At 65.6% G+C, this 26,995-nt stretch carries 24 protein-coding genes and 1 pseudogene; 17 read left to right on the top strand and 8 right to left on the bottom strand.

What is annotated here, in order from left to right; genetic code table 11:
• Positions 1-96 precede the first annotated feature (96 nt).
• From ACYU98_RS07530 to ACYU98_RS07520, 3 genes are read left to right on the top strand one after another with little or no spacing between them, the layout of a single operon-like run.
• Positions 97-414: a hypothetical protein gene (locus ACYU98_RS07530; protein ID WP_460467590.1), complete on the top strand. Its 318-nt coding sequence runs from the start codon at positions 97-99 to the stop codon at positions 412-414.
• On the top strand, positions 411-1,973 hold the full coding sequence (locus ACYU98_RS07525) for an ATP-dependent DNA ligase (protein WP_460467589.1): 1,563 nt from the start codon (positions 411-413) through the stop codon (positions 1,971-1,973). The genes ACYU98_RS07530 and ACYU98_RS07525 overlap by 4 nt, the downstream gene beginning before the upstream one ends.
• Positions 1,973-3,295 carry a M20/M25/M40 family metallo-hydrolase gene (locus ACYU98_RS07520; protein ID WP_460467588.1) on the top strand — a complete coding sequence of 441 codons (1,323 nt, stop codon included), beginning with the start codon at positions 1,973-1,975 and terminating at the stop codon, positions 3,293-3,295. Before ACYU98_RS07525 ends, ACYU98_RS07520 begins: the two co-directional genes overlap by 1 nt.
• A gap of 161 nt (positions 3,296-3,456) precedes the next feature.
• On the opposite strand, the gene ACYU98_RS07515 is transcribed toward ACYU98_RS07520, so the two are convergent.
• Positions 3,457-3,642: a DUF5703 family protein gene (locus tag ACYU98_RS07515; protein ID WP_460467587.1), complete on the bottom strand. Its 186-nt coding sequence runs from the start codon at positions 3,640-3,642 to the stop codon at positions 3,457-3,459.
• A 39-nt stretch (positions 3,643-3,681) separates the two neighbouring features.
• On the opposite strand from ACYU98_RS07515, the gene ACYU98_RS07510 reads away from it, so the two are divergent.
• Positions 3,682-4,110: a DNA primase gene (locus ACYU98_RS07510; RefSeq protein WP_460467586.1), complete on the top strand. Its 429-nt coding sequence runs from the start codon at positions 3,682-3,684 to the stop codon at positions 4,108-4,110.
• Here ACYU98_RS07510 and ACYU98_RS07505 read toward each other — a convergent pair whose 3' ends face one another.
• A complete protein-coding gene (locus tag ACYU98_RS07505; RefSeq protein WP_460467585.1) occupies positions 4,111-5,046 on the bottom strand; it encodes an aldo/keto reductase in 936 nt (311 codons plus the stop codon).
• 57 nt (positions 5,047-5,103) lie between these two features.
• Between ACYU98_RS07505 and ACYU98_RS07500 the strand changes: the two genes are divergently transcribed.
• From ACYU98_RS07500 to mshC, 5 genes are read left to right on the top strand one after another with little or no spacing between them, the layout of a single operon-like run.
• Positions 5,104-6,162, top strand: a complete 1,059-nt coding sequence (locus ACYU98_RS07500; protein WP_460467584.1) for an LLM class F420-dependent oxidoreductase — start codon at positions 5,104-5,106, stop codon at positions 6,160-6,162.
• Complete coding sequence (locus ACYU98_RS07495) at positions 6,159-6,863, top strand: MSMEG_4193 family putative phosphomutase (protein ID WP_460467583.1); 705 nt, start codon at positions 6,159-6,161, stop codon at positions 6,861-6,863. Before ACYU98_RS07500 ends, ACYU98_RS07495 begins: the two co-directional genes overlap by 4 nt.
• Before the next feature lie 9 nt (positions 6,864-6,872).
• Positions 6,873-7,412, top strand: coding sequence for a DUF3090 domain-containing protein (locus tag ACYU98_RS07490; protein ID WP_460467582.1), 540 nt, complete (start codon positions 6,873-6,875; stop codon positions 7,410-7,412).
• Positions 7,390-8,199, top strand: coding sequence for an SCO1664 family protein (locus ACYU98_RS07485; protein WP_460467581.1), 810 nt, complete (start codon positions 7,390-7,392; stop codon positions 8,197-8,199). The genes ACYU98_RS07490 and ACYU98_RS07485 overlap by 23 nt, the downstream gene beginning before the upstream one ends.
• Positions 8,200-8,240: 41 nt before the next feature.
• A complete protein-coding gene (gene mshC / locus ACYU98_RS07480) occupies positions 8,241-9,494 on the top strand; it encodes a cysteine--1-D-myo-inosityl 2-amino-2-deoxy-alpha-D-glucopyranoside ligase (RefSeq protein ID WP_460467580.1) in 1,254 nt (417 codons plus the stop codon).
• Between the two features lie 27 nt (positions 9,495-9,521).
• Here the strand turns inward: mshC and ACYU98_RS07475 are convergent, their stop codons facing one another.
• Complete coding sequence (locus ACYU98_RS07475; RefSeq protein ID WP_460467579.1) at positions 9,522-10,367, bottom strand: PAC2 family protein; 846 nt, start codon at positions 10,365-10,367, stop codon at positions 9,522-9,524.
• A 137-nt stretch (positions 10,368-10,504) separates the two neighbouring features.
• Between ACYU98_RS07475 and metH the strand changes: the two genes are divergently transcribed.
• Genes metH through ACYU98_RS07460 form a run of 3 tightly spaced genes read left to right on the top strand, consistent with a single transcriptional unit; the run spans position 10,505 to position 15,606 of the window.
• Positions 10,505-14,314, top strand: coding sequence for a methionine synthase (gene metH, locus ACYU98_RS07470; RefSeq protein WP_460467578.1), 3,810 nt, complete (start codon positions 10,505-10,507; stop codon positions 14,312-14,314).
• The gene (locus ACYU98_RS07465; RefSeq protein ID WP_460467577.1) at positions 14,314-14,988 is read left to right on the top strand and encodes an HAD family hydrolase; all 675 of its coding nucleotides are present in this window, start codon (positions 14,314-14,316) and stop codon (positions 14,986-14,988) included. Before metH ends, ACYU98_RS07465 begins: the two co-directional genes overlap by 1 nt.
• Positions 14,989-15,006: 18 nt before the next feature.
• A complete protein-coding gene (locus ACYU98_RS07460) occupies positions 15,007-15,606 on the top strand; it encodes a hypothetical protein (protein WP_460467576.1) in 600 nt (199 codons plus the stop codon).
• Positions 15,607-15,658: 52 nt separating this feature from the next.
• On the opposite strand, the gene ACYU98_RS07455 is transcribed toward ACYU98_RS07460, so the two are convergent.
• Positions 15,659-17,419, bottom strand: coding sequence for an HNH endonuclease signature motif containing protein (locus ACYU98_RS07455; protein WP_460467575.1), 1,761 nt, complete (start codon positions 17,417-17,419; stop codon positions 15,659-15,661).
• 739 nt (positions 17,420-18,158) lie between these two features.
• Here ACYU98_RS07455 and ACYU98_RS07450 point away from each other — a divergent pair.
• The gene (locus ACYU98_RS07450) at positions 18,159-18,758 is read left to right on the top strand and encodes a hypothetical protein (RefSeq protein WP_460467574.1); all 600 of its coding nucleotides are present in this window, start codon (positions 18,159-18,161) and stop codon (positions 18,756-18,758) included.
• A gap of 192 nt (positions 18,759-18,950) precedes the next feature.
• A pseudogene (locus ACYU98_RS07445) lies at positions 18,951-19,803 on the top strand (transposase).
• A 33-nt stretch (positions 19,804-19,836) separates the two neighbouring features.
• Here ACYU98_RS07445 and ACYU98_RS07440 read toward each other — a convergent pair.
• The gene (locus ACYU98_RS07440) at positions 19,837-20,676 is read right to left on the bottom strand and encodes a RecB family exonuclease (protein ID WP_460467573.1); all 840 of its coding nucleotides are present in this window, start codon (positions 20,674-20,676) and stop codon (positions 19,837-19,839) included.
• 108 nt (positions 20,677-20,784) lie between these two features.
• On the opposite strand from ACYU98_RS07440, the gene ACYU98_RS07435 reads away from it, so the two are divergent.
• The 3 genes from ACYU98_RS07435 to arc all read left to right on the top strand — a co-directional run bounded on the left by ACYU98_RS07435 (position 20,785) and on the right by arc (position 24,763).
• Positions 20,785-21,897 carry a site-2 protease family protein gene (locus tag ACYU98_RS07435; RefSeq protein ID WP_460467572.1) on the top strand — a complete coding sequence of 371 codons (1,113 nt, stop codon included), beginning with the start codon at positions 20,785-20,787 and terminating at the stop codon, positions 21,895-21,897.
• Between the two features lie 70 nt (positions 21,898-21,967).
• Complete coding sequence (locus ACYU98_RS07430; protein ID WP_460467571.1) at positions 21,968-23,002, top strand: tRNA (adenine-N1)-methyltransferase; 1,035 nt, start codon at positions 21,968-21,970, stop codon at positions 23,000-23,002.
• A 42-nt stretch (positions 23,003-23,044) separates the two neighbouring features.
• Entirely contained in the window at positions 23,045-24,763 is a 1,719-nt protein-coding gene (arc, locus tag ACYU98_RS07425) for a proteasome ATPase (protein ID WP_460467570.1), read from the top strand.
• 16 nt (positions 24,764-24,779) lie between these two features.
• Here arc and ACYU98_RS07420 read toward each other — a convergent pair whose 3' ends face one another.
• The 3 genes from ACYU98_RS07420 to ACYU98_RS07410 are packed head-to-tail and all read right to left on the bottom strand — an operon-like array spanning position 24,780 to position 26,965.
• Positions 24,780-25,157: a DUF3054 domain-containing protein gene (locus ACYU98_RS07420; protein WP_460467569.1), complete on the bottom strand. Its 378-nt coding sequence runs from the start codon at positions 25,155-25,157 to the stop codon at positions 24,780-24,782.
• Positions 25,154-26,119, bottom strand: a complete 966-nt coding sequence (locus ACYU98_RS07415) for an alpha/beta hydrolase (RefSeq protein ID WP_460467568.1) — start codon at positions 26,117-26,119, stop codon at positions 25,154-25,156. The genes ACYU98_RS07420 and ACYU98_RS07415 overlap by 4 nt, the downstream gene beginning before the upstream one ends.
• A 45-nt stretch (positions 26,120-26,164) precedes the next feature.
• The gene (locus tag ACYU98_RS07410) at positions 26,165-26,965 is read right to left on the bottom strand and encodes a hypothetical protein (RefSeq protein ID WP_460467567.1); all 801 of its coding nucleotides are present in this window, start codon (positions 26,963-26,965) and stop codon (positions 26,165-26,167) included.
• Between the last annotated feature and the right edge of the window lie 30 nt (positions 26,966-26,995).

Here is a 26,995-nt window from a genome sequence, read left to right as displayed (position 1 = left end):
GTCGCGCCGCTCGATGACCGATGGAGCGTGCTGGCCGGAGATCCTGGCTGCCGACGTATCCCGCGCCTGATCACAGCTGCTGCGAGGATCGTGCCCATGAGCGACGTCGCCCTCCACCGCACCTTCAACTCCGACCCCCGACGCCTGCAGCGCGCGTTCATCGATGATGTCGAACGCGCCGCGTGGGCAACCGAATTGGGAATCACCGCCGTCACCGCCGACGGCGACACGATCTCCGTGACTCGCGATACCGGCGAATCCGAGATGACCGCAGTCGTACGGATCGCGCCCGGCCCGGAGGGTGCCGCACTCACCGTCGGTGAGGGTCCTTACGACGACAGCGACAGCGCACTGCAGGCGTGGACGAAGGCACTGGACGCCCTCGACTCGTTGGTCTCACCGGGCGAGCGATGACCCTTTTCGCCGCGGTCGCGACAGCCTCCGGCGCGGTTGGGGCGACGCGGTCACGGGTCGAGAAGGTGGCGATCATCGCCGAGCTGCTGAGCACGATCGAGCCTGACGAACGGGCCGTGGTGGCCGATCATCTGGCCGGCATTCTGCCGCAGGGTCGGATCGGGGTCGGGTGGCGCTCGTTGCGCGCCGCTGGACCCGAGAACGCGATCGAACCATCGTTATCCGTGACCGATGTGAACCAGCGGTTGACACAGTTCGCTGCATTGTCTGGCAACGGATCCGCCCGCCGCCGAGGCGAATTGCTCACCGAGCTGCGGTCGCTGTTAACCCCGCCGGAGGAAAAGTTCCTGACCGGCCTGTTGCTGGGTGACGCCCGCCAGGGTGCCGGCGACGGGATCATGCTCAAGGCAATCGCCGCAGCCGCCGAGGTGTCGGAGACCGACGTACGCCGGGCGGTGATGCTTGCCGGGCGTGCCGGTCCGGTCGCGGCGCTCGCACTCGGGGGCGGGTCCGACGCGCTGGCAGCGGTACGGCTGGAGGTCGGGCGCCCCTTGCGACCGATGCTCGCCGGGTCGAGCCCGGACATCGCCAGCGCGCTGGACGACCACCCCTGGACCCTGGAGGTCAAACTCGACGGGATCCGGTTGCAGGCCCACAAAGCGGGGGAGGAGGTGCACCTTTTCACCCGAAGTCTGGATGAGATCACCGACCGGTTGCCGGAGGTTGTCGAGGTGGTCCGCCGGTTACCCGCCGACAAAGTAGTGCTCGACGGCGAAGCGATTGCACTCACCGCGGACGGACGGCCACAACCTTTCCAGGTGACCGGATCGCGCACGGCCTCCAGCGCCGACCCGCAGAGCCTGCGGGAGCGCGTGCCGGTGACACCACTGTTCTTTGACCTGCTTCACCTCGACGGCCGCGACCTGGTCGACGCCGCTCAACAGGACCGTCGATCTGCGTTGGCGAAGCTCGTACAACCCGCAAATCTGGTTGCTGCTCACGACGTCACCGACTCGACTGTCGCACAACAGAATTTCGATGACTGGGTGAGTCAGGGTCACGAGGGTGCTGTCTTGAAACGGCTCGACCTGCCCTACGCCGCTGGCCGTCGTGGCTCGGGCTGGGTGAAGGTGAAACCTCGTCACACCCTCGATCTCGTGGTGCTCGCCGTCGAGGAGGGCAGCGGTCGGCGGCGTGGGTTCCTGTCGAACATCCACCTCGGGGCGCGTGATCCGGCCGGTGGTTTCGTGATGCTGGGCAAGACGTTCAAGGGGATGACCGACGAGATGCTCGCCTGGCAAACCGAGCGGTTCACCGAACTGATGGTCGAGCGCGACGACTGGACTGTACGAGTGCGCCCAGAACAGGTGGTCGAGATCGCGTTCGACGGTCTGCAGCGCTCGACCCGCTATCCCGGGGGAGTCACCCTCCGATTCGCTCGGGTGCTGCGCTACCGCGACGACAAGAGCGCCGACGAGGCCGACACGATTGACGACGTACGCCGTCTGTCACAGTGGAGCCACTCGACGCAGAAGCCAGTGCCGCCAAAGGAGTCCTGATGCCCGACCAGACCACAGCCCGCGACGAGGTCGTGCGCATCGCCCAGGACCTGATCGGCATCGACACCAGCAACTACGGCGACGGTTCAGGGCCCGGCGAACGTAAAGCCGCCGAATACGTCATGTCGCAATTCACCGAGGTCGGACTCGACCCACAACTGTTGGAAAGCGACCCCGGTCGCGCGAGCGTCGTGGTGCGGATCGAGGGCGAGGACTCCTCCCGCGGTGCGCTCGTCGTTCACGGCCACCTGGACGTCGTTCCGGCGAATGCCGCTGACTGGCAGGTGGCTCCGTTCGCCGCCGAGATCAAGGATGACTGCTTGTGGGGCCGCGGCGCAGTCGACATGAAGGACATGGACGCGATGATCATCGCCTGCGTCCGGGACCTAGCGCGCACTGGCAAGAAGCCGCCGCGCGACCTGGTCATTGGGATGTTCGCCGACGAGGAGGCCGGCGGCGTCAAGGGCAGCCATTTCCTGGTTGACCAACACGCCGACCTGTTCGAGGGTGCAACCGAGGCGATCAGCGAGGTCGGCGGCTACAGCGTCACCGTGCCGGTGAAGGCGGGCGGCTCGCAGCGGGTCTACCTGCTGCAGACCGCCGAAAAGGGAATCGCCTGGCTCCGGCTCATCGCCCACGGCCGCGCCGGCCACGGTTCAGTGCCGAATGACGAAAATGCGGTCGTACGGTTGGCCGCGGCGATCGGCCGGATCAACGCCCACCAGTGGCCTCGCGAATACATCGCCTCCGTCTCACAACTGCTGGACGGACTGAGTGAGCTGACCGGCATCTCGTACGCCCCGGACGACGCGTCGGACCTGCTGACTCACCTCGGTGGCGCACGCGGATTCGTCGAGGGGACGCTGCGCGACACCTCGAACTTCACGATGCTGGACAGCGGCTACAAGCACAACGTGATCCCGCAGTCGGCCTCAGCGAGCCTGGACTGCCGGTTCCTGCCCGGCCACGAAGACGACCTGATGCGGATCATCGGGGAGCTTGCGGGGGAGTTCGTCGAGATCGAGGTCGTGCACCGCGACATCGCGCTGGACGCGCCCTTCGACGCCCCGTTGGTTGAGAAGATGAAGCAGTCGCTGCTGGTTCACGACCCGGATGCGGCCGTGTTGCCCTACTGCCTCAGCGGTGGCACCGACAACAAGGCGCTCAAGCGGCTCGGCATCACCGGCTACGGCTTCGCGCCGTTGCAGCTGCCGGCCGACCTCGACTTCGCCCCGATGTTCCACGGCATCGACGAGCGAGTCCCCCTGGCCTCGCTGCGCTTCGGCGCGGACGTGCTCGGCGAGTTCCTGCGGACCTGCTGAGCCTCCATTGGTTGAGCCGCGGCCGTCCCGACGAAGGAGCCCGGGCCGCGTGTCGAAACCTCCGTACGGTCGGCACCAGGTTTCGACGCGCCTCGGCGAGCGCCTCGCCGGCTCAACCAACGTGGCCCCGGCTCAACCAACGTGACGGTGATCTCAGCCGGTCAGAAGGTTCGCGTTGCTCGGATGATCTTGCGGCGCAACCAGACCCGTCGGTGACCGCCCAGATAAAGCCGGGTTCGCGCTAGTTCCCAGTGTCCGTATTCGGCATGGTCGGTCAGCAGTTGTCGCACCGTCGAACGCTCAACGTCGCGCGGAAACGTCAGCACCTGGTATTCGTATTCGATCATCACTGCCCATTCTGCGCCGGAACCGATAGTTTCGTGGCCATGAGTGCCGACCCGCGCGCCGCCCTTGCCCAGTTCGTCAATTCCCTTGAACGTCACCTGGAACTCACCGCGACAGGTCGCGGTGCCGAAGACCCCCGGATGGACGAGGTCACCGATGCGTTGGCGGACGCGTTCGACGCCTACGACGAGGCGCTCTACGAGAACTACCACGTCACCACCCCGTTCTTCCTGCCCGCCGATGACGACGGGGAGGACTTCGATGATGACGATGATGACGACACCGATGACGAAGACGACGATTCAGGCGACGAAGACGACGATCCCGAAGAAGACGACGACGACGCCCAAGACGACGACGATGACGACGCCGAAAACACCGGTGATCTCGAAAACGACGATGAGGACGACGACGAGCCGTACAGCGGATTCGGCGACGACGACTTCGACTTCGACGACGAAGAGGAGTAGTTAGCCGCTGACGTCGTCCAACGCCGCCGCGATAGCCGGCGGCAGGTCGACATCCTCGCTGGCCAACAACGGCCGCACCTGCGACAGGGAGCGGGCACCCACGACCGCGCTCACGACTGGGTCGTGGTCACGCAGCCAGGCCAAGGCCAACTCGGCCTGGCTGACATCCAACCCTTCGGCCGCCGTGGCCAGGGCTTTCATCACCGGGCCGCTGGCCGACGGCAGCATGTTCGATGCCCAGTTCGGGTGCGATCCGGAGGCAGCGCGCGAGGCTGCTGGCACCCCGGAGCGGTATTTCCCGGTGAGCAGTCCGCCGGCCAGCGGCGACCACGCCATCAGGCCAACGCCGAGGTGGTCAGCGGCCGGCACGACATCCGTGTCTGCCGCCCGCATCAGCAGGTTGTATTGGATCTGGTTGCAGACCAACGGAATTCGCAGCCGATGGGCTTCGGCAGCAATCAACGCCAGCTGCCAGCCGGAGTAGTTCGAAACCCCCACGTACCGCGTACGGCCGCTGGCGACAGCGTGTTCGAGCGCGCCGAGGGTCTCTTCCCAGGGCGTCTGGTTACTCCAGGTGTGGGCGAGCCAGAGGTCGAGATGGTCGGTTCCCAGACGGGTTAAGGACTCATCGAGCTGATCCAGCAGCGCTCGGCGAGAGGTGTCGACGACGCGCGCGCCGGTACGCCGGGAGATGCCCGCCTTGCTGATCAACACCACGTCTTCGCGCCGCAGGTCCTGCAGCAGTTCGCCGATCAGGGCCTCGCTGGCACCGTCGCCGTAGCCGTACGCGGTGTCGATGGTGGTGCCGCCGGCGTCGAGGAACGCCTCGAGGATCGAGCGGGCGTCCTCGGGGACGACATCGCCGCCCCAGTTCATGGTGCCGAGGGTGAGCGAGGAGACCTTGAGGCCGCTGCGGCCGAGGGAGCGCACGTGCATGGCAGAACCGTACGGCGCGACGGTGGCCTGTCGGCGCAGGCGGGTAGCGTGCCTCTTATGCGATTGGGTCTGAATCTTGGCTATTGGGGCACCACCGGAACCGACGATGTCGACGCGATGGTGCGACTCGCCCGCTCCGCCGACGAGAACGGCTATGACGTCGTGTGGCTGGCTGAGGCCTACGGCTCCGATATCCCGAGCCTGACCGGCTATCTGGCGGCTCACACACAGAACGTCGGGTATGGCGCGGCCATCATGCAGATCCCGGCCAGAACTCCGGCGATGACCGCGATGACCACCGCGACACTCGACCGGATCACCAAGGGGCGTTTCCACCTCGGCCTTGGCGTCTCCGGGCCGCAGGTCAGCGAGGGATGGCATGGGGTGCGCTTCGCCGATCCGCTCGGCCGAACCCGCGAATATGTCGAGATCGTTCGAACCGCGTTGAACCGCAAGAAGGTTGAGTTCCACGGCGACCACTTCGAGCTGCCGCTGCCCGACGGCCCGGGCAAGGCATTGCGCCTGTTGTTGCTGCCCGAACGAGCCGATGTGCCGATCTACCTTGCCTCGATCGGGCCCAAGAACCTGGCGCTCACTGGCGAGATCGCCGACGGTTGGCTCGGCATCTTCGTCAGCCCGGAATACCTCCCCGACCAGTTGAAGCCCATCGCCCGGGGAAGGGCCCTGCGCGATCTGACACTCGACGGGTTCGACGTCGCTGCCTCCGTCGGAGTGAGCCTGTCCGATGACGTCGACACCGCGGCCGACCGGATGCGCGACAACGCCGCGCTCTATGTGGGCGGCATGGGCTCGCGCGACAAAAACTTCTACAACGCGCTGGCGGTGCGGATGGGCTTCGAGCAGGAGGCCGCGACGGTGCAAGACCTCTACCTCGCCCGGCAACCGCGCGACGCGGCCGCGGCCATCCCGCGAGAGTTCATCGAACGCACCGCGATCGCCGGCGACGAAAGCGTCCTGCGCGCCCGGCTACGGGCCTATGCAGATGCTGGTGTCACAACGCTGAACGTCGGCCCCTACGCCGACAGCATCGAGGAACGGATCGAAACCATCGCAGCCGTCGCGCGCGCTGCCCGGGCCGAGGGCCTGTTGGCGTGACCACTGTTCTGTTGCTGCGCCACGGGCGCAGCACCTCCAACGCAGCCGGCACCCTCGCCGGCTGGACCGAGGGCATCGGACTCGACGACACCGGCCGTTCGCAGGTGGTGGCTCTGGGCGAGCGATTGGCGCCGGTTCCGTTGGCGTCGGTCGTGACCAGTCCGCTGTTGCGTTGTCGGGAGACGACCGAGGCGGTCGTGGGTCATCGCGACCTCGAAGTCGTCGTCGACGAGGAGGTGGGGGAGTGCAAATACGGCGCCTGGACCGGCCGTGCCCTGAAGGACCTCGCCCAAGAAGAACTGTGGAAGGTGGTCCAGCATCACCCCAGCGCCGCCACCTTCCCACCCGGTGATTTCCCGCACGAATCGATCGCCCAGATGCAGCGGCGCGCGATGGCCGCTCTGCAACGACACGACGAACGGATCACCGACAACCACGGCCCGAACGCGGTGTGGGCGCTCGTCTCCCACGGCGATGTTATCAAGTCCATCCTCGCTGACTGCCTGGGCCAGCATCTCGACCTCTTCCAGCGGATCAACGTAGGTCCTGCGTCGCTGTCGGCGATCCGGCTCACTCCGGAACGGTCGTTCGTGTTGCGGCTCAATGACACCGGCAGCGACCCTGCCGATCTGGTCCCGCAGCCTGAGGCTGAGCCCCATTCCGATGCCGCCGTCGGCGGTGGCAGCACCACCGCGGGATAGGGTCAGATCATGCCGTTGATCGAATATGTCGAGCCCGAACGGTTCGTCGCGGGCACCGTTGGCCCGGCCGGCCAGCGCACCTTTTTCCTCCAGGCCACTGACGGCCGCCGGATCACCAGCGTGTCGTTGGAGAAGGCCCAGGTCGAAATGCTGGCCGAGCGGATCGGCGAGATGTTGGAGGCCCTCGACGCGGTCGACGACCTGCCGACCGCACCCGTCGACAACGAGCCGCTGTCGACCCCGATCGAAGACGAGTTCCGGGTTGGAACACTGACCCTCGCGTGGGACGTCGAGCGCAGCTTCGTCGTGGTCGAGGCCCTCGATTCCGCGGTGTCGGTCGAGGTCGACGAGACCGGCGAACCGACCGTCGAGGTTGTCGAACCCGACTCGACCACCCTGCGCATCTCGATCGACCCGCCGATGGCGCGCGAGTTCACCCGGCGTGCCCTCGCTCTCGTCGAAGGCGGTCGTCCGCCCTGCCCGTTCTGCGGTGACCCCCTGGATCCGTCCGGCCACATCTGCCCGCGTGCCAACGGATACAAGCGCTGAGAACGACCCCGGATCGCTATTGCGGACGGGTGAGTTGCAGATCGAGGGGCGGCTGATCGATGCCTCCAACATGGTGCTGCGCGCCTGGATCGAAGACGCCGATGAGCGAATCCCGGTCGTCTACAAGCCCATTCGCGGTGAGCGTCCGTTGTGGGACTTCCCGCCAGACACTCTCGCTGGCCGCGAGGTCGCCGCGTGCTTGGTCTCACAGGCCGCCGGATGGAACCTGGTGCCTCCCACCGAACTGCGCGAGGGACCGCTCGGACCGGGCAGCGTGCAGCGCTGGGTCGGACCGCTCTTGGAGCGCCCCGACCACGACCTCGTACGGATCGACCCGCCGCAGGAGGTGCCACCGACGTACGTCCCGGTGTTGGCCGCCGAGACCGACGACGAGGATCCGCTGATCGTCTCCCACGCCGACACCCCCTGGCTGCGTCGCCTGGCCGTTTTCGATGCGCTGCTGAACAACGCCGATCGCAAGGCGAGCGCGATCCTGCCCGACGGCGATCGCTACTGGGCGATCGACCACGGCCTCTGCTTCCACGACGAGGAGAAGCTGCGGACCGTTCTGTGGGGATACGCCCAGGAACCCATCCGTGCCGACGACCTGCAGGGACTCTCTCTGATTTCCGCTGCTCTCGAGGATGGTCTGCGTGATGATCTGCGAAACCTGGTGAGCGCCAGCGAAATTGATGCGTTCGAGGAGCGGCTCGAGGTTTTGCTGAACGGCGCCGAAATGCCCGCGGTGCCTCTCGATCGCCACCCGTTGCCCTGGCCGTTGTGGTGACCCCGCGAGACCACATGAGCGACCCCGTAGGCTGACTCGTCGTGAAGACCTGGCCCGAGACCGAAGTCCCGCAGCTGGCCCACACGGCACCGCCGTTGCAGCTGCGCCACCGTCAGACCGGAGAGCTTCGGGAGGTGGCGGTCGAGAACGGGCAAGCGCGGATGTATGTCTGCGGGATCACGCCCTACGACACGACCCACCTCGGTCACGCGGCCACCTACGTGACCTTCGACCTCGCGCTGCGGGCGTTCCGCAACGCCGGCCATGACGTGTTGTACGTGCAGAACACCACCGATGTCGACGACCCGCTGCTGGAACGCGCCGAGCGCGACGGCATTGACTGGCGCGACCTCGCCCGTCGTGAAATCGACCTGTTCCACGAGGACATGGGCGCGCTGCGCAATGTTGCTCCGCAGCATTACGTCGGCGTCGTCGAGACGATGCCCCGGCACATCGCGGTGATCAACCAACTGCTGGAGGCCGGCGTCGCCTATGGCATCCCGGTCGATGAGAGCGACGCCGGCGCGAGCGGGGTGCAGGACTTCTACCTCGACCTGTCGACCCAGCCCACCTTCGGGCAGGAGAGCGGCTGGACGCGCGAGCAGATGCTCGAGGTCTTCGCCGAGCGTGGTGGCGACCCGGATCGGACCGGTAAGAAAGACGAGCTCGACCCCCTGTTGTGGCGCGGGCAGCGCGTCGGGGAGCCGTCGTGGGACGGCCTCGCCCTCGGCCACGGCCGCCCGGGGTGGCATCTCGAATGCACGACCATCGCGCTCGACCACCTCGGCATGGGCTTCACCCTGCAAGGTGGTGGCACAGACCTGATCTTCCCGCACCACGAGATGAGCGCCGTGCAGGCGACCGCGCTCACCGGGTCGACCCCGTTCGCCCAGCACTACGCACACCAAGCGATGGTCGCCTACGACGGCGAAAAGATGAGCAAGAGCAAGGGCAACCTGGTGAAGGTCAGCCAGTTGCGCGCGGCCGGCGTCGATCCGATGGTCATCCGCCTGGCTGTGCTTGCTCACCACTACGGCACCGACTGGGAATACACCGACGAGGTGCTCGAGGCCGCCCAGCAGCGCGCCGACAGCTGGCGGGCTGCGCTGGCCGTGGCGGGCGACTCAGCGGCCGAAACCGTTGTGCCGCAGCTTCTCTCGACGATTGCTGAAGACCTCGGCTCACCCCAGGCGCTGATGCTGATCGACCAGTGGGCCCAGAGCGCTCCCACTGACGCCGGCCCGTCGCCGCTCATCAGCGCAGCGCTCGATGCGGCCCTCGGTCTGGCGCTCTAGCCCGTCGGCGACCGGTGATCCGGGGCGCTACTGGTCCTTGTCGCGGCGCCGCAGATACTTCTCGAACTCCCGGGCGATCGCGTCACCGCTGGCCTCGGGCAGTTCGGTGGTGTCCTGCGCCTGCTCGAGGTGTTGCACGTATTCCGCGACCTCGTCGTCACCGGAGGCCAGTTCGTCGACTCCGCGCTCCCAGGCTCGCGCCTGCTCCGGCAGGTCGCCGTGGGGGATCGCCGAGTCAAGCAGCTCTTCGAGGCGGCCGATCAACGACAGACTGGCCTTTGGCGATGGCGAACCGGCGGCGTAATGGGGGACCGCGCCCCACAGGGAGAGGGTGGAAATCCCCGTACGGTTCGCCGAGTCGGCGATCACGCCGAGGATCCCGGTCGGACCTTCATAACGGCCGGCCGGAACGTCGTAGCGGTCCTGGGTGTCCTGGTTCTCCGACGACACCGAGACGCTCAGCGGACGGGAGTGGGGCACGTCGGCGAGCAGCGCGCCGAGCATGACCATCAGCGACACATCGGTTTCGACGGCCAGCGAGACTATCTCGGCGGTGAACTGCAACCAGCGAAACGACGGCTCAATGCCGTGGATGAGCAGCACATCGCGATCCAGGGGAGTGTCGGTGGCGAGGTAGACGCGGGTGGTCGGCCACTCGATCCGTCGCTCGCCGGGGTCACCGGAAACCCGTGGCCGATTGACCTGGAAGTCATAGAAGTCGGCCGGGTCGATCGCGGCGACCAGTTCGGCGTCCCATTCGTTCACCAGGTGCAGGACGGCGCCCGTCGCGGCGTCGCCGGCGTCATTCCATCCCTCGAAGGCCGCAATCACGATCGGGTCGCGCAGCAGCGGGAGATCCTCCAACTCGATCATCTGTTCTCCCTCTCGGCTTGCGGGCGTTGTCTCAGCCTACGCAGGATCACCGACTGTCTCGCTGGGCGTATCCCAAGGGCGGCTCCCGACGTGTCGGGGCTACCATCACCGTCGTATCTACGAAGGGAACGCCAACAGTGAGCAGCCGCTCCGACTCCCGCGTCGACCAGATCGAACGCGACACGTCCGCCCACCGCCCCGACGCCTCCGCCGAGCTCCGGAAGGCGATGGCCTCCCGGATCCTGTTGCTCGACGGATCTATGGGTGTCTTCATCCAGCGCCACAAACTGTCTGAGGCCGAGTTCCGCGGCGACCGGTTCGCCGACTGGCCCCAGGACGTACGAGGCAATAACGACCTGCTCTCGATCACCCGCCCCGAGCTCATCACCGGCATTCACCGTGACTACCTCGCCGCTGGATCGGACATCATCGAGACAAATACCTTCTCGGCTCAACGGATCTCGATGGCCGACTATGGCATGCAGGACCTGTCGTACGAACTGAATCTGGTCTCGGCGCAACTCGCCCGGGCGGCCTGCGACGAAGTCGCCACCCCCGAGCGCCCGCGCTACGTCGCCGGAGCGCTGGGGCCGACGAACCGTACGGCGTCGATCTCGCCCGATGTGAACGACCCCGGCGCCCGCAACACCAGTTTCGAGGAACTGGTCGATGCCTACCTGGAGCAGGGCCGCGGCTTGATCGACGGCGGCAGCGACTTGCTGTTGGTCGAGACGATCTTCGACACGTTGAACGCCAAGGCCGCGATCTTCGCGCTGGAGACCCTCTTCGAGCAGGAAGGCCGCCGCTGGCCGGTCGTCATCTCCGGCACCATCACCGACGCCTCTGGCCGAACCCTCACCGGGCAGGTCACCGAGGCGTTCTGGAACAGCGTGCGCCACGCCCGCCCGATCGCGGTCGGCTTCAACTGCGCGCTCGGCGCGGCCGACATGCGCCCGTACGTTGCCGAACTGGCGAAACTGTCCGACACCTTCATCTCGGTCTATCCGAACGCCGGCCTGCCGAACGCCTTTGGCGAATACGACGAGACGCCGCAGGAGATGGCCGAGGTCCTCGCCGAATTCGCGCGCGACGGCCTGGTCAACATCCTCGGCGGCTGCTGCGGCACCACTCCGGAACACATCGAGGAAATCGGCACCCGCATCAAGGAGGTCGCACCGCGCGTTCCGGCGACGCCGCGCCAAGCGCTGCGCCTGTCGGGTTTGGAGCCGTTGACGATCGACGAGGACTCGCTGTTCGTCAACGTCGGCGAACGCACCAACATCACCGGCTCGGCCCGCTTCCGCAAACTGATCAAGCTGGGCGACTACCCGGCCGCGCTGTCGGTTGCCCGACAACAGGTCGAGGCCGGCGCCCAGATCATCGACATCAACATGGACGAAGGCATGATCGACGGGGTGGAGGCGATGGACCGCTTCTGCAAACTCATCGCCGCTGAGCCCGACATCTGCACCGTTCCGGTGATGATCGACTCCTCCAAATGGGAGGTCATCGAGGCCGGATTGCGCTGTGTTCAGGGCAAATCCATCGTCAACTCGATCTCGATGAAGGAGGGCGTTGAGCCCTTCATCGAGCATGCCCGACTGTGTCGCAAATACGGCGCAGCGGTCGTGGTGATGGCCTTCGACGAAGACGGTCAGGCCGACAACATCCAGCGTCGGCAGGACATCTGTCAGCGGGCCTATCGGATCCTGGTCGACGAGGTCGGATTCCCGCCCGAGGACATCATTTTCGACCCGAACATCTTCGCGGTGGCCACCGGCATCGAGGAGCACGCGAACTACGGTGTCGACTTCATCGAGGCCACCCGCTGGATCAAGGCCAACCTTCCGGGCGCGCTGATCTCCGGCGGAGTTTCGAACGTCTCCTTCAGTTTCCGGGGCAACAACCCCGTACGCGAGGCGATCCACTCGGTCTTCCTGTTCCACGCGATCCGCGAGGGCATGGATATGGGCATCGTCAATGCCGGCGCGCTGGTCGTCTACGACCAGATCGATCCCGACCTGCGCGAGCGGATCGAGGACGTCGTGTTGAACCGCCGCGCCGATGCCACCGAGCGTCTGCTCGAGGTCGCGAACGAGTTCAACAAGGAAGCCGATGCGGTGGACGACAGCGCCGCGCTGGCGTGGCGAACACTGCCCCTGCGCGAGCGGATCACCCACGCGCTGGTCAAGGGCATCGATGACTTCGTGGTCGAAGACACCGAGGCGCTTCGCGTGGAGCTCGCGGCCGCGGGGGAGCGCCCGTTGACCGTGATCGAAGGTCCGCTGATGGACGGCATGGGCGTTGTCGGCGACCTGTTCGGCGCCGGCAAGATGTTCCTTCCCCAAGTCGTCAAGTCGGCCCGAGTGATGAAAAAGGCTGTCGCCCATCTGATTCCGTTCATCGAAGCGGAGCAGGACGGCGCCACAGTCTCCAAGGGCAAGATCGTGATGGCCACGGTCAAGGGCGACGTCCACGACATCGGCAAGAACATCGTCGGAGTCGTGTTGCAATGCAACAACTACGACGTCATCGACCTCGGTGTCATGGTTCCGACACAGAAGATCCTCGACACCGCCAAGGAAGAGAACGCCGACATCATCGGGCTGTCCGGCTTGATCACCCCCTCGCTGGACGAGATGGTGGGCGTCGCCGCCGAGATGGAACGTCAGGGGTTCGACATCCCGCTGCTGCTGGGCGGCGCAACGACCTCGCGCGCCCACACCGCTGTGCGCGTGACGCCGAAGTATCACGGCCCGGTCGTGTGGGTGAAGGACGCGTCGCGCTCGGTGCCCACTGCCTCGGCCCTGCTGTCGGACACCCGCAAGGACGCCTTCCTCGCGGAGGTCGAGCGAGACTACGAATCGATTCGCACCCGCCACGCCGCCAAGAAGAACGATCGCCCGCTGATCTCCTACGACGCGGCGCTCGCCAACCGTCCGGAGATCGACTGGAACGGCTACCAACCGGTGCGGCCGCACCTGCTGCTGCAGCAGAGCAAGGACACCGGCAACGACCAGGTCCATGGTCACGTCACGTCCTACACCCGGACGTTCCGGAACTATTCTGTGGCGACGCTGCGCGAATACATCGACTGGCAGCCGTTCTTCAATGCCTGGGAGATGAAGGGCCGCTTCCCGGACATCCTCAACAACCCGGCCACAGGGGAGACTGCCCGCAAGCTGTACGCCGAGGCGAACGAGATGCTCGACCGCATCGAGAGCGAGGGTTGGCTCGAGGCGGCCGGTGTCATCGGTTTCTTCCCGGCGAACGCGGTCGGCGATTCGATCGAGGTCTACACCGACGAGACCCGCTCCGAGGTTCGTACGGTGCTGCACCACCTGCGCCAGCAGGGCGCTCACCGCGACGGGGTTCCGAACAAGTCCCTGGCCGACTTCATCGCGCCCAAGGAGACCGGTCTGCGTGACTACATCGGTGGCTTCGCGGTGACCGGCGGGCTCGGGGCGGGCGAGAAGATTGCGGAGTTCAAGGCGGATCTGGACGACTACAACGCGATCCTGTTGGAGTCGGTCGCCGACCGGCTCGCCGAGGCGTTCGCCGAGCGGATGCACGAGCAGGTGCGCCAGGAGTTCTGGGGCTACGCAGCGTCTGAGACGTTGACCAACGAGGACCTCATTGCCGAGAAGTACGTCGGCATCCGGCCTGCTCCCGGCTACCCGGCCTGTCCGGAACACACCGAGAAGCAGACCCTGTTCGACCTGCTCGACGCGACGGCGCAGACCGGAATCGAGCTGACCGACTCCATGGCGATGTGGCCAGGGGCTGCCGTGTCGGGCTGGTATTTCTCGCATCCGCAGTCGCAGTACTTCGTGGTCGGCCGACTGGGCCGCGACCAGTTGGAGTCCTACGCCAAGCGCAAGGGGTGGACCCTGGCCCAGGCTGAGAAGTGGCTCTCGCCGAACCTCGGTTACGAGCCGGAGGACTGATGCGACCCGCTGCTGTGCTCTGGGACATGGACGGCACCCTTGTCGACACCGAGCCCTATTGGATCCAAGCCGAACGGGACCTGGTCGCGTCCTTCGGTGGCGTGTGGGACGACTCGTTGGCTCACCAACTCGTCGGTAATCCGTTGCTGGTCTCCGGGCAGGTCATCCGTGACAATTCACCGGTCACCCTCACGCCAGAGGAGATTGTCGACTGGCTGTTGGACTCGGTGATCCGTCAGATGCGCGAACACATCCCGTGGCGTCCGGGCGCGGCGGAGTTGCTGAACGAGGCTGTCGCAGCAGGCATTCCGAACGCGCTGGTGACCATGTCGTACGCGTCGTTCGCCAAGGTGATGCTCGATGCCCTTCCGGCGGGAACGTTCCAGGCCCTGATCACCGGCGATCGGGTGACCAACGGCAAGCCACACCCCGAGCCGTACCTGGCCGCGGCCGCCGCCCTCGGGGTCGATCCGGCCGACTGCCTCGCGGTCGAGGATTCGCCGACCGGCGCGCGGTCGGCGGTCGCCGCCGGCGCTCGTACGATCGCCGTTCCGCATGTCGTGTCAGTGCCCACCAGCGTCGGGGCGACTTTGGTGGACTCCCTTGCCGGACAGACGATTTCATCGCTCTGGACGCTGGCGGGGAGCGCAAAGGCGGATGCGCAGCTGCGCTGAGTCTGATGTGGTGGACCCATGTCTGCGCAACCGGCACTGGTGCAGGTGCTGCTCGAAGGAGTGAGCGACGTCGCTGCTGTACGCGCCTTTGCAGCCACCGCGAACCTCCCGTTGGACGATGTTCGACTCGTCGACTTGGCCGGCATCACCAACGTGCGGCGCGCCCTTGCCGACCTGCAGGTCGATGCACCCGATGCAATGGTGGTCGGGCTATGCGATGCGGGGGAGGCGCATGTCGTACGCCGCGTGCTCGCCGATCTCGGGTATCCAACTCGCGACGACAGCGACCTGCCCGGCTACGGCTTCTTTGTCTGCAGCGCCGACCTCGAGGAGGAACTGATCCGCGGGCTCGGCACGACACAGGTCTTAGCTGTGCTCGAAGAACTGCGACTGGCCGACAAGTTCGGTGGCTTGCAGCAGCAACCCGCCTGGCGTGGAAGGCCATTGGCCGACCAATTGCATCGATTTTGCGGTGTGGCCTCCGGCCGCAAGGAGTTGCTCGCTGGCGCGTTGGCCGCAGCGGCGAGCCCAGAACAAATTCCTGAACCGCTGCGGATGTTGCTCGATCGAATTGCGGCGTCGATCTCCGCGTCGATCTTCACGTCGCAGGTCCGCTGACCGGCGCTACTTCCCAACGAGTGTCAGTTGCGACGAGCGACGGCGACGTCGATCAGCTCACTGCGGCGACGAGGCGGGGGATCCAGAGGATTTTGCCGGTGCTGGTGGTGGTGGGGGTGAGGTTGTCGCGGTGGACGATCGCGTGATCTGCCCCGCAGAGCGGATAACCGTTGTCGAGGTTGGTGGGTCCGCCGTCTGCCCAGTGGATGGCGTGGTGGATTTCGGTCCAGTCGCCGGGTCTGGTGCAGCCTTGGTAGGTGCACTTGTTGCCGTGTTTCTGTAGGACGGCGTGTCTGAGGGCACCGGTGTAGAGGCGTTGGGCACGGGCAGCATCCAAGGGTTCACTGTTGGTGCCGAGGACCATCGGGATCAGGGTCGCGTCGCAGGCCATCCGCCGAGCAGCACCAGGGCTGATGGTGGCCCCTTCCCTATTGGTGCCGGATCCTCCTCCGCCGGTGTCACGGAGTTTTTGGGCGAGGGTTTCGTAGTCGATGGTGACGACCATTTGTGCTGGTCCGCTGGTCGCGACGGTGGGGTCACCGTCGAGCCAGGCCGCGACCCGACGCAGCATCATCATTAACGCGTCGATCCGGCGTTTGTCGGGTGAGCGGTCATCATCAGCGAGGCGGATGAGCTTGGCCCGCTGATCAAACAACGAATCTGACTCTTCCTCGTCGCTAGCTTCGCCGCTGTCGCGGTCGAGGTTGTCGCTGCCGGCTTCAGCACTGCCGCTGCTGCTGGCCTCATCGCTGCCCCTGGCGCTCGTGCTGGTGTGGCGGTGGTGCGGGTCATCGCAGCAGGACGTCTTGGGTGACGGAGCGGACAGGGCGTTGATGAGGTGTTTGAATTCGGCGGCGTTGTCTCCGGAGAGGAGTCCTTCGATGCTGGTCATGCCGTCGTTCTCGTCCCGGTAGCGCAGGAACTCCAGGCGTTGTTGTTCGGCTTCTTTGTCGTTCAGGGCATCACGGGTGCCGTAGTCAGCAATGATCCGTTTCGACAGTTCGGTGACCCCGGACCGGCCGAGGGTGGCGGGCACGGCCAGGAACCAGGCGTGAATTTCATCGGTGGTCGCGTTGGGGAGGACGGTTTTGATTCGGTTCACGTGGTCCAGGGCTGCCCGGGCTACTGAGATGGATGCGGCACCATCACGGACCGCGGCGGCCATCACCCGGTGTGAGACGTGTAGGGAGGCGGCGGCGACTTTCGCGATCCGGTTCGCGTGGCCGGGTTCAATCCCCGGCACCCGGAACGCGGCCGGGGCGACCGGTTCTGTTTCGGTGTGTGTGTTTCCTTGACCGGCACAGTCAGCGCTGGCACGGTCTTCGCTGAGGGGGACTAGCGGTCCGGCGTTTTTGATCGCTTCACTGGTGATCAGATCGGCTGGTCCTTCACCGGCGGCGATGCGGGCGACCCAGGTGCCGGGACTGTTGGCGGTGGAGCGGGTGATCGCTCCGCGGTCGATCGCGTCAGCGGTGATCAGCATCAACGCGGCTTCAGCGCGTTGCATGAACACTGCGGCGAGTCGGGCGGCTTCGGTCAGTTCAGTGTCGCTGAGTTGTGAGCACCCATCGGCCAGGACGGGTAGGTCAGGCAGCGCGTCTTGCAGCCGGTTCAACGCCGATGGTCCCGAGCCAGCATCGAGCAACCGCACATCCGAACCAGCAGAGCCAGCAGGTCCAGATGAACCATCGGGACCGAGCAGCTCGGCCACATCAAGCGGCCGGAACCCACCGGCGAAAGACCGCGACGACGAGCGCGACGAAGAAGAAGACACAGGCTTCTCAGCAGCCGTACGAGTGACCTCGATACTCATTGCCTTGCCCCCTTCCTTCACGCCCCAGGTGATCCTCCAAGTGTACGTATGTTCGACCCAAAATGGAAGAGGAATGTGAAGTTGTGGAGAACGAATTCTGTTTATCCACAACCCTTTTCGCTACCGCCGGGTATCCACAGGGGGAGCGACATGGGCTTGCCTTTCACCGCTCATTCTGCTGCGCCTTATCGGAATATGGGCCCGTCATTTGCTGCCACTGGTGAGCACCGGTGGAGGTGAACGAGCCGCCTTCCGCGGCAAACCACTGAGCCTCATCTGACTCCCGGGGTAGGCAGCGGCTGCATCAGCCGCCCGGATCAAGCCCGCAGTCTGGAATCGGCCGCGGCCGTTCCCTCACCAGCCGCACCTAGCCGCCCGGAGTCACTCAGCGGCATCAAAGCGGCTCATCACAGATGAGGGTGTAGGAGTTGCTGGCTGGCGTCGGGATGGAAGAAACGGGCCACGGGAAGGATTGACCAGTCGGCCTTTCGCGGCGTTCCATCGAAAACGGGGATGTTCGTCTGTGGCGTCCGGCACCATATGGAACATGAGCATACGACGCTCCCTTTGCCTAGCACTTGCTGTCTGTACGCTCGCAGGTTGCAGTGGCAGCAATGAGCCCGTGACAGGATCCAACGCTGGGTCTACCGCTGCGTCGGTGGCCAACACTCCAGCCTCTAGTTCTCCAGTGGCCAGCACTTCGTCCGTTAGTTCGCAGGCAACAGCGTCGCAACGTACGGTGCTCAACACGCCGATTGTTGTCGGCGTCGCCGTTAAGGACATCACTGCCCGGGACGGTTCCAAGATTCCGCTCGCGACATTCCACGAGATGTACGCATGGCTTGTGAAGCAGCTTGGTGAGTCGAACGATGGCGACGAAGCCGCTGTCTACTTCAACAATTACATCGGCGTGCCGGAAGACTGCCTAGCGCTGCGCGATCACGTCTACACGACGACTTTGCGATGGGGTGGAGCCCTAACGATCGAGTACACCGCCGACAAGGCAACGGCACCCGATGGAGCCCACTCGAAGCCGGGGCGTGTGCTCGTCTTCTACAGTGCCGGGGGCAACAGCGATGAGACAAGGGACAATCCTGAGTCAGCGGAGAAGCCAGCCCTGCTCTTCAGTAACGGATCATCACTCAACGGATCCGAAACAGCGTTCACGAACACCACTTCATCCGGAACGAAAATTGTGGATCCCGATGGCACAACAATCTTCGCCGTTGGTTACACACCACGAGCAGACAACCCGACCCCATTCACAACAACTGGCCAGGCATTCGCGTTCTCCAACGGGTCACTCAAGGCGTGGGCTGCCTCCAGCGGGTGCCTCTAGTGCCTGTTTCCCGATAGCCGGGAGCGTGACTATCGGGCAGCTTAATTGCCGAGACATTTGGCATCTGCGAGGGTCGTTTACAGGCTCATCACAGATGAGGGTATAGGAGTTCCTGGCGCGTCGGTTCGGGGGTGGGGGTCGAGGTCTCCCGATGATGAGAGTTCTGACACTGCCCATCTGGAAGACCTCGACGTGCACAACGCTACTGCCAAGGACGGCTTCAGCTGTCCTGACCTGACCTCCTTCTGCCGTCTTGAACCAGACCGGGCGGTGCTGACGTGCCGGGTTATTGAGGGTGACCGGTGGTGTCACCGGTGCGGCTGCGAAGGGACCCCGCGGGGCAGCGTGGTCCGCCGGTTGGCCCACGAACCGTTCGGGTGGCGACCAACGACACTGCTGGTCACGGTGCGGCGGTACCGGTGCACCGAGTGCGGGCATGTGTGGCGCCAAGACACCAGCCTCGCGGCCTAACCGCGAGCCACCTCGTCGCGGCGTGCGATGGCGTGGGCACTTGCTGCGATCGTGTGTCAGCATCTGACCGTCGCCCGGGTCGCTGAAGGACTCGGCGTTGCCTGGAACACCGCGAATGACGCGGTCCTCGCCGAGGGGTACCGGGTGTTGATCAACGACCCGGCCCGGTTCGAAGGTGAGACCGGCGGCTTCAGACCCCAGCTACACCCTGGTTTGTGATGAGCCAGTTGAGTGCACCTGGGGCATCTACCAGCGGATGATCGCGGCGTACCGGCACCGCGACCGTGCCGCCGGCAAGAAGCTCATGACCGCGCTCATCGATTCGATCAGCACCGGTGTGCCCAAGGCCTTGACCGAGATCACCACCCTTGGCTGCACCCTGACCAAGCGGTCCGCCGACGTGCTGGCCTACTTCGACCGGCCTGGCACCAGCAACGGACCAACGGAGGCGATCAATGGCCGCCTCGAACACCTACGCGGGTCGGCCCTCGGCTTCCGCAACCTCGCCCACTACATCGCCCGATCCCTCCTCGAAACCGGCGGCTTCAGACCCCAGCTACACCCTGGTTTGTGATGAGCCATCAAAGCCGCCATCAGACCGACCTCGTCAAGCCGGGGGAGTAGGCAACGGCGGAGGGGTGCCACCGTGGGCAGGGCAGAGCGGTTTGTGATCACACCAGGAACACAGTCGCGATGGGCTTGGCCGCCAATCGCCGGTCTCGGTGGAATGTTGAATCGCCGCCCAGAGCGCCAACACCTTGCGCTCGGTTGCTTGCAGATCGCGTTCATCGGGTTCGTAGCGAATGATTTCGCTATTGCCGAGATAGACCAGTTGCAGCATCCGCGGAACGACTCCACGAGTGCGCCACAAAACCAAGGCATAGAACTTCATCTGGAACAGCGCCTTAGCCTCGAAGAGCTCCGAGGGGGACCGGCCGGTCTTGTAGTCGACCACCCGAATCTCGCCAGTCGGCGCGATGTCGAGGCGATCGATATAGCCACGCAGGGTGAGTCCATCAACTTCGGCCTCGACGTAGAGCTCCCGCTCTGCGGGTTCGAGACGAGTCGGATCTTCAAGCTCGAACCACCGCTCGACCAATCGCTGGGCCGCGGCGAACCAACCATCGGGATCGTCGCCCACGACTGCGGCCAACTCCGGCTCGGCCTCGACAAGCAACTCCCACTGCGGTCGCACCAGGGCCGCCGCGTGTTCGGGAGTTCGCTCGCCGGCCGTGACGTCGAAAAGTCGTTCGAGTACGGCGTGAACCAAGGTTCCGCGAGCCGCGGCAGCACTCGGCGTCTCGGGCAATTTGTCGATCACCCGGAAGCGATACAGGAGCGGACACTGCAAATAGTCCGACGCGCGGCTGGGCGACAGCGCCGAACGACGCGACTCATCCGACCGAGCCGACTGAGCCGCTGCGGCGCGAACCACCAACTCCGACATCCTGCGACCCTACGTCGCCCCACCGACAACCCCACCGACGAGCGCACGAAGCGAGCTGGGCAGCCAACAAATGGGACTGTCACACCCTCCCCGTACGCTGTCCTCACCATGGCGAACACCTCTCCCGGCTGGCGAGTCGGCTCCTTACGCGGCGTGCCCGTCTACATCGGCCGCTCGTGGGTCTTCATCGCGGTCATCATCGTCGCCACGTTCGGTCCTCAGGTCTCGAATTCGTTGCCCGATCTCGGCGGGGCGGCCTACGTCGTTGCCGGGCTATACGTCGTCGGTTTGCTGATCTCCGTGCTCGTCCACGAAGGCGCTCACGCGCTGGTCGGCCAGGCGCGCGGCTACTCCGTTGAACAGATCGTGGCAGACCTCTGGGGCGGCCACACCTCGTTCAGCAAGGAACACGCTCACGCCGGCAGCAGTGCCCTCGTCGCGGCCGTCGGACCGCTGTCCAACGCGGCCCTGGCTGCGGTCGGCTTCGGGGTGCTGCAGGCCGACTTGCCCGACGTGCCAGCTCTCCTGATCGGCTCCTTCGCCTGGGCCAACGCCTTCGTGGCGGCCTTCAACTTGCTGCCCGGCCTTCCGCTTGACGGCGGCTACCTGCTGGAGGCGCTGGTCTGGAAGATCACCGGCAGCCGGCCTAAAGGCACCGTCGTGGCCGGTTGGACGGGCCGAATCCTGACCGTGCTGGTGCTCATCGCGCTCGTGGTCATCCCGTTCGCGAACGGCCACCGACCTTCGCTGTTCACCGTCGCGTGGGCAGCGCTGATCGGCTCGTTCCTCTGGTTCGGCGCAGGAGCCGCCATCATGCGTGGCAAAGTCACCCAACAGCTGTCCACCGTGTCGCTGCGCGACGTGCTGCGACCGATCACCGCTGTCGACCTCGCGGCACCCGTCGCGAGTTTGTCCGGCCTGGACACCCTCGTCACCAAGGACGGGCAGCCGTACGGTTTCGTCGTCGCCGGCGCCGCCATGCAGGTTCCGCTGGAACGCCGCGCGACCACCGCCGTGGAGGCGTTGGTCGAACTGCCGAGCGGTCCGTGGGTTGTCACTCTCGACGACCACGGCGATCTCAACGAGATCGTTGCCGGGGCGAGCATGAACGGGCTGGCTGACCGAACAATCGTGCTCGACCGGGACGGCCAGTTGCTCGGCTGGGTCCACCGCGACGAACTGATTCGCGCTGTCGATCACGCCCTGACCCCAGGCCGCTGAACACCTCCAAGCGGCCAGCGATTGGCTGGCGATTGGGCGCTGTGCCGGGCGGCCCCTAAGCTTGGCGGCCATGACCGACGCTCCCCTTGCACCGCTCGGCGCCGACCGACGCCGCGGCCCGTTCACCGAGGGAGAGCGCGTCCAGCTGACCGATCCCAAGGGACGGATGCACACCATCGTCCTCGGCCCCGGCAAGCAGTTCCACACCCATCGCGGATTCCTGGCCCACGATGACCTGATCGGCCGCCCCGACGGCACCACCATCACCAACACCGCCGGTGTCGAATACCTCGCCATGCGGCCGTTGTTGAGCGACTTCGTTCTCTCGATGCCACGCGGCGCTGCGGTCGTCTACCCCAAGGATGCCGGTCAGATCGTCACGATGGCCGACATCTTCCCCGGCGCGCGCGTGGTCGAAGCCGGTGTCGGTTCCGGCGCGCTGTCGCTGTCGCTGCTTCGATCGGTCGGCGACCAGGGCCAGCTGTTCAGCTTCGAGCGCCGCGACGACTTCGCCGAGATCGCTCAGGGCAACGTCCGCAGCTTCTTCGGCGACGATCACCCGGGCTGGACGGTGACCGTCGGTGACTTGGTCGACGCCCTGCCTGAGACCGTCGAGGGCGGCAGCATCGATCGGGTGGTGCTCGACATGCTCGCCCCGTGGGAGTGCCTCGAGGTCGTTGCCGATGCTCTCGCGCCTGGCGGAGTTCTGATCTGTTACGTCGCCACGGCGACGCAGTTGTCCCGCGTGGCCGAGGCGATGCGCAACCACGGCGGCTACACCGAACCGCAGGCCTGGGAATCGCTCGTACGCGGTTGGCACCTCGAAGGATTGGCCGTACGCCCCGAACACCGGATGCACGGCCACACCGGCTTCCTGATCACCACCCGCCGCCTCGCTCCGGGCGTCACCCCGCCGATGCGCAAGCGACGCCCGAGCAAGGGCGCCGCCGATGGTTTCGACGAGGCCGACGTCCAAGCCGTCATGCCCTCGGGTGAATGGAGCGCCGAAGACGTCGGCGAACGACCGGTCTCGGACAAGAAGGTCCGCAAGCTCGCACGCTCATTCCGTGAGCCGGTTCAGGAATCGCCGGACTCCGACGGTTAGGGTCGAGTTGGAGCCGATGTTCCACGCCCCGAAGGAGGAGCCGTGACCGACGAGTCCGCCCAGTACGACGAGGTTCGCAGTTTGCGCGCTGAGACCGAAGCGCTGCGGTCCAGAGTGGCCGGATCCGCTGCCCGCGGTGACCTCGATCAACAGGTTCGGCAACTGCGGTCGGCCCAGGCCACGCTCTCGACCCAGAATGAGCGCCTAGTCCGCACCCTCAAGGATGCCCGCGAACAGATCATCAGCCTGAAGGGCGAGATCGAGCGCCTCGCGCAGCCGCCGGCCTCCTTTGGCGTGGTGCTGAGCTCCAACGACGACGAGACGGTCGATCTGCTCACCTCCGGCCGCAAGATGCGCGTCGCGGTCAGCCCGTCGATCGAGCGCGAACTCATCGTTCCCGGCCGCGAGGTGGTCCTCAATGAGGCCCTCAACGTGGTCAAGGCGCTCGACTTTGAGCGGGTCGGCGAACTCGTACAAATCAAGGAAATGCTCGACGACGAGCGGGTGTTGGTCCTCGCCCATGGCGACGAGGAACGCATCGTTCGCCTCGCGGCGGCGTTGCAGGGCCAGAAGCTGCGCGTCGGCGACTCCCTGTTGCTCGATGCTCGCAGCAATTTTGTCTTCGAACGCATCCCCAAGGCCGAGGTCGCTGACCTGGTGTTGGAAGAGGTGCCCGACATCTACTACGAAGACATCGGTGGACTGTCCGGGCAGATCGAACAGATCCGCGACGCGGTCGAAATGCCCTACCTGCATGCCGACCTGTTCCGCGAACACGCACTGCGTCCGCCGAAGGGTGTGCTGCTCTACGGCCCTCCCGGCTGTGGCAAGACGATGATCGCCAAGGCCGTCGCGGCCTCGCTCGCCCGCAAGGTGGCAGAGAAGACCGGCCAGCCCGACGCGAAGAGCTACTTCCTGAACATCAAGGGCCCGGAACTGCTCAACAAGTACGTCGGCGAGACCGAGCGACACATTCGGTTGATCTTCCAGCGCGCTCGCGAGGCATCCTCGGGCGGCACCCCCGTCGTGGTTTTCTTCGACGAGATGGAGTCGCTGTTCCGCACCCGCGGTTCGGGCGTGAGTTCCGACGTTGAGACCACGATCGTGCCTCAGCTGCTCGCCGAGATCGACGGCGTCGAGAAGCTCGAGAACGTCATCGTGATCGGTGCTTCCAACCGCGAAGACATGATCGACCCGGCAATCCTGCGTCCGGGCCGACTCGACGTGAAGATCAAGATCGAGCGACCCGACGCCCAGAGCGCCCACGAGATCTTCGGCAAATACCTCACGCCGACACTTCCGTTGCACCCCGACGACCTCGCCGAGAACGGTGGATCAGCCGAGGCAACTGTTGAGGCAATGATCCAGGCGACCGTCGAGCGGATGTACGCCCAGATCGACGAGAACCGTTTCCTGGAGGTCACCTACGCCAGCGGCGACAAGGAAGTTCTCTACTTCAAGGACTTCAACTCGGGCGCGATGGTTCAGAACATCGTCGACCGCGCCAAGAAGCTGGCGATCAAGGATCAGTTGAGCACCGGCGTGCGCGGTATCCGGGTGGACCACCTGCTGGACAGCTGCGTGGCGGAGTTCAAGGAGAACGAGGACCTGCCGAACACCACCAACCCTGACGACTGGGCGCGCATTTCCGGCAAGAAGGGTGAGCGGATCACCTACATCCGTACCCTGATTGACGGCAAGACCGGTAGCGGTGCCGCGAAGGCGATCGACTCGGTCGCGACCACGGGGCAATATCTCTGATCGGTGTCGGCGTTCGTCACTGTTCGCTTGTTAGCCGGCCGCGCCGGGCAAGGAGCGCCATCCCGGCGCGCCAGCCGATGAGGAAGACCCCCAGCACGATCGTGGCAACGATGATGAAAGAGAACGCTGTGCCACGACCGGACAGATGGCGCAACACCATCCCGAGGCAGACGGTCGCGACCCACACCGTCACGCCCGCGCGCACCGTCACCGGAACGACCCGGCCCCAATTGACGTAGGCGATGATCCAGCCCACCGCCACGCCGACCAGGAACGGCCACGCGGTGATGACGGCATCGATCAGCGGATTCGATTCGTGGTGCGAGGCTCGGCCAATCGCGGCGAACACCAGCACCAGCAGCACGTCGAGGGCGAGCAGCGCCCAGCGCCTCATGCCGACCACCAGTCGTTCAGCTGGTCCACGATCTCCTGCCGTGCTTGCCGCCCGACGTGCGTCGCGCCCGGCAGGTTGAGGAAGCCATGGGGCACCCCGTAATAGCGGGTCAGGCGCGCGGCAACTCCCGCGTCCTGCAACTGGCGGGCGTAGGCATTGCCCTCCGGACCCAGCGGATCCCGATCCGCCGTCTGTACGAGTGCTGGCGCTACACCGCGTACGTCGGCGCGGGCGGGGGAGAGGATCGGATCCTCTGCCGCGAGGCCCGATCCGCTCAGGTAGAGCTCCTTGTACCGATCCAGCTTGGGCCCGTTGAGCATCGGCGCATTGCGCAGTTCGTGCTCGATCGACAGGTCGGTGGCGGGGTAGACCAACACCTGCCCGACCAGCCGCATGTTCCGGTCGCGAGCGTGGATCGCGGTCAATGCCGACAGGTTGCCACCCGCGCTGTCTCCGCCGACCACGATCTGCGGCTGGGAGGTGCCACCTTCGGCAGGACCACTGCTGAAGTGGTCGAAGACGTCCAGAACGTCGTGCACCGGAGTCGGCGCGGGATACTCCGGCGCCATCCGGTAGTCCGGTGCCAGAACGGTGCAGTCGGCCCGAGCAGAGAACAGAGTCAGCAACGAGTCATAGTCCTGCGGCCTGCCCAGGACCCAGCCGCCGCCGTGCAGATAGAGCAACACCCGATCGGTCGGCCGCCCGGTGCGGTAACGCCGGGTTGGAACCTGATGTCCGTCACGCACCGTGACCTTGACCTCGTCGATCTGGACACCACGGGTTCGCCCGCCGATCACCAGGGACGCGGGAAACACCGGTGCCGGCGACAGCCCGCGAGAGCGGGCGATCTGCTCGAGCGTCTGCTCCGCGAACGGGGTGCGTTCGGCGCGCGCGAGCGCGTAACAAAGGATCCTCGTACGCAGCGGGAGTCCTGCGGTATCGGACCAACTCGTTCTCGACATGGGCCCCAGTATGGCGCCGGTGCGCCCGCAGTCCGCTGACCGGGACTACCGGCGACGCAACCGCAGGAACGTTCCCAGAACGAATACGCCAGCCATTGCCGAAGCACCCCCGGCCACCAGCAAGCTGTCCCGGTTCTGCTGGCCACCGCCGAGATGGTCGGTCTGAATCACCGGCCCAGTTGAAGAGACGCTGGATGTTTTGGACACCGTCGTGGTTCGGCTAGATGTGGTCGATGTTCTGGTATGAGTCGTGGTGCTGGTGGGCGGAATGGTGCTGGTCGGCAGCGTTGTCGTGGTCGGCGGGACGGTGCTGGTGGGCGGAACGGTGCTGGTCGGTGGAATCGTGGTCGTGGGCGGGACCGTGGTCGTGGGTGGAATCGTCGAGGTCGGCAGCACCGTTGCTGTTGGCGGCGCCGACACATCACAGTCGCCGGTGGCGTTCTTCGGGTAGAACGGATCCTGATCGAACAAGGTGGTCCCCGCTTGCGGATCGGTCACCAAGACACCGACGCCGGGTGCGCTGAGCCCGTAGAGCCCGGAGAACGACAGCACCACGGTCGGTCGTACGGTCGTGCCCACAGGCACCCAGAGCTGATAAACAGCCTTTGCGGCACCGTCGTCCCAGAGCGTGTAGGTCACCTGGTCCTTGCCGCCGCCATCGTCGACCAGGCCGCGGATGCTCGCGGTGACGTAAACGGTGGTCTTCTGGCAGCCCGCGCTGACCACCTGTGTCCCGGTCAGAACCGTCGAGCCGACGCGATCTGCGGCGCTGGCGGCGCCCACCCCGATCGAACCTGATGCAGCGAAAACTGCCACAGCCCCCAGGCCGCGTGTGAATTTGATCATGTTATTGATGCCTCCCCGCACTCAACTGTC

The sequence above is a fragment of the Calidifontibacter terrae genome (assembly GCF_054778835.1).
This window is presented reverse-complemented; position numbering and strand designations above follow the sequence as displayed.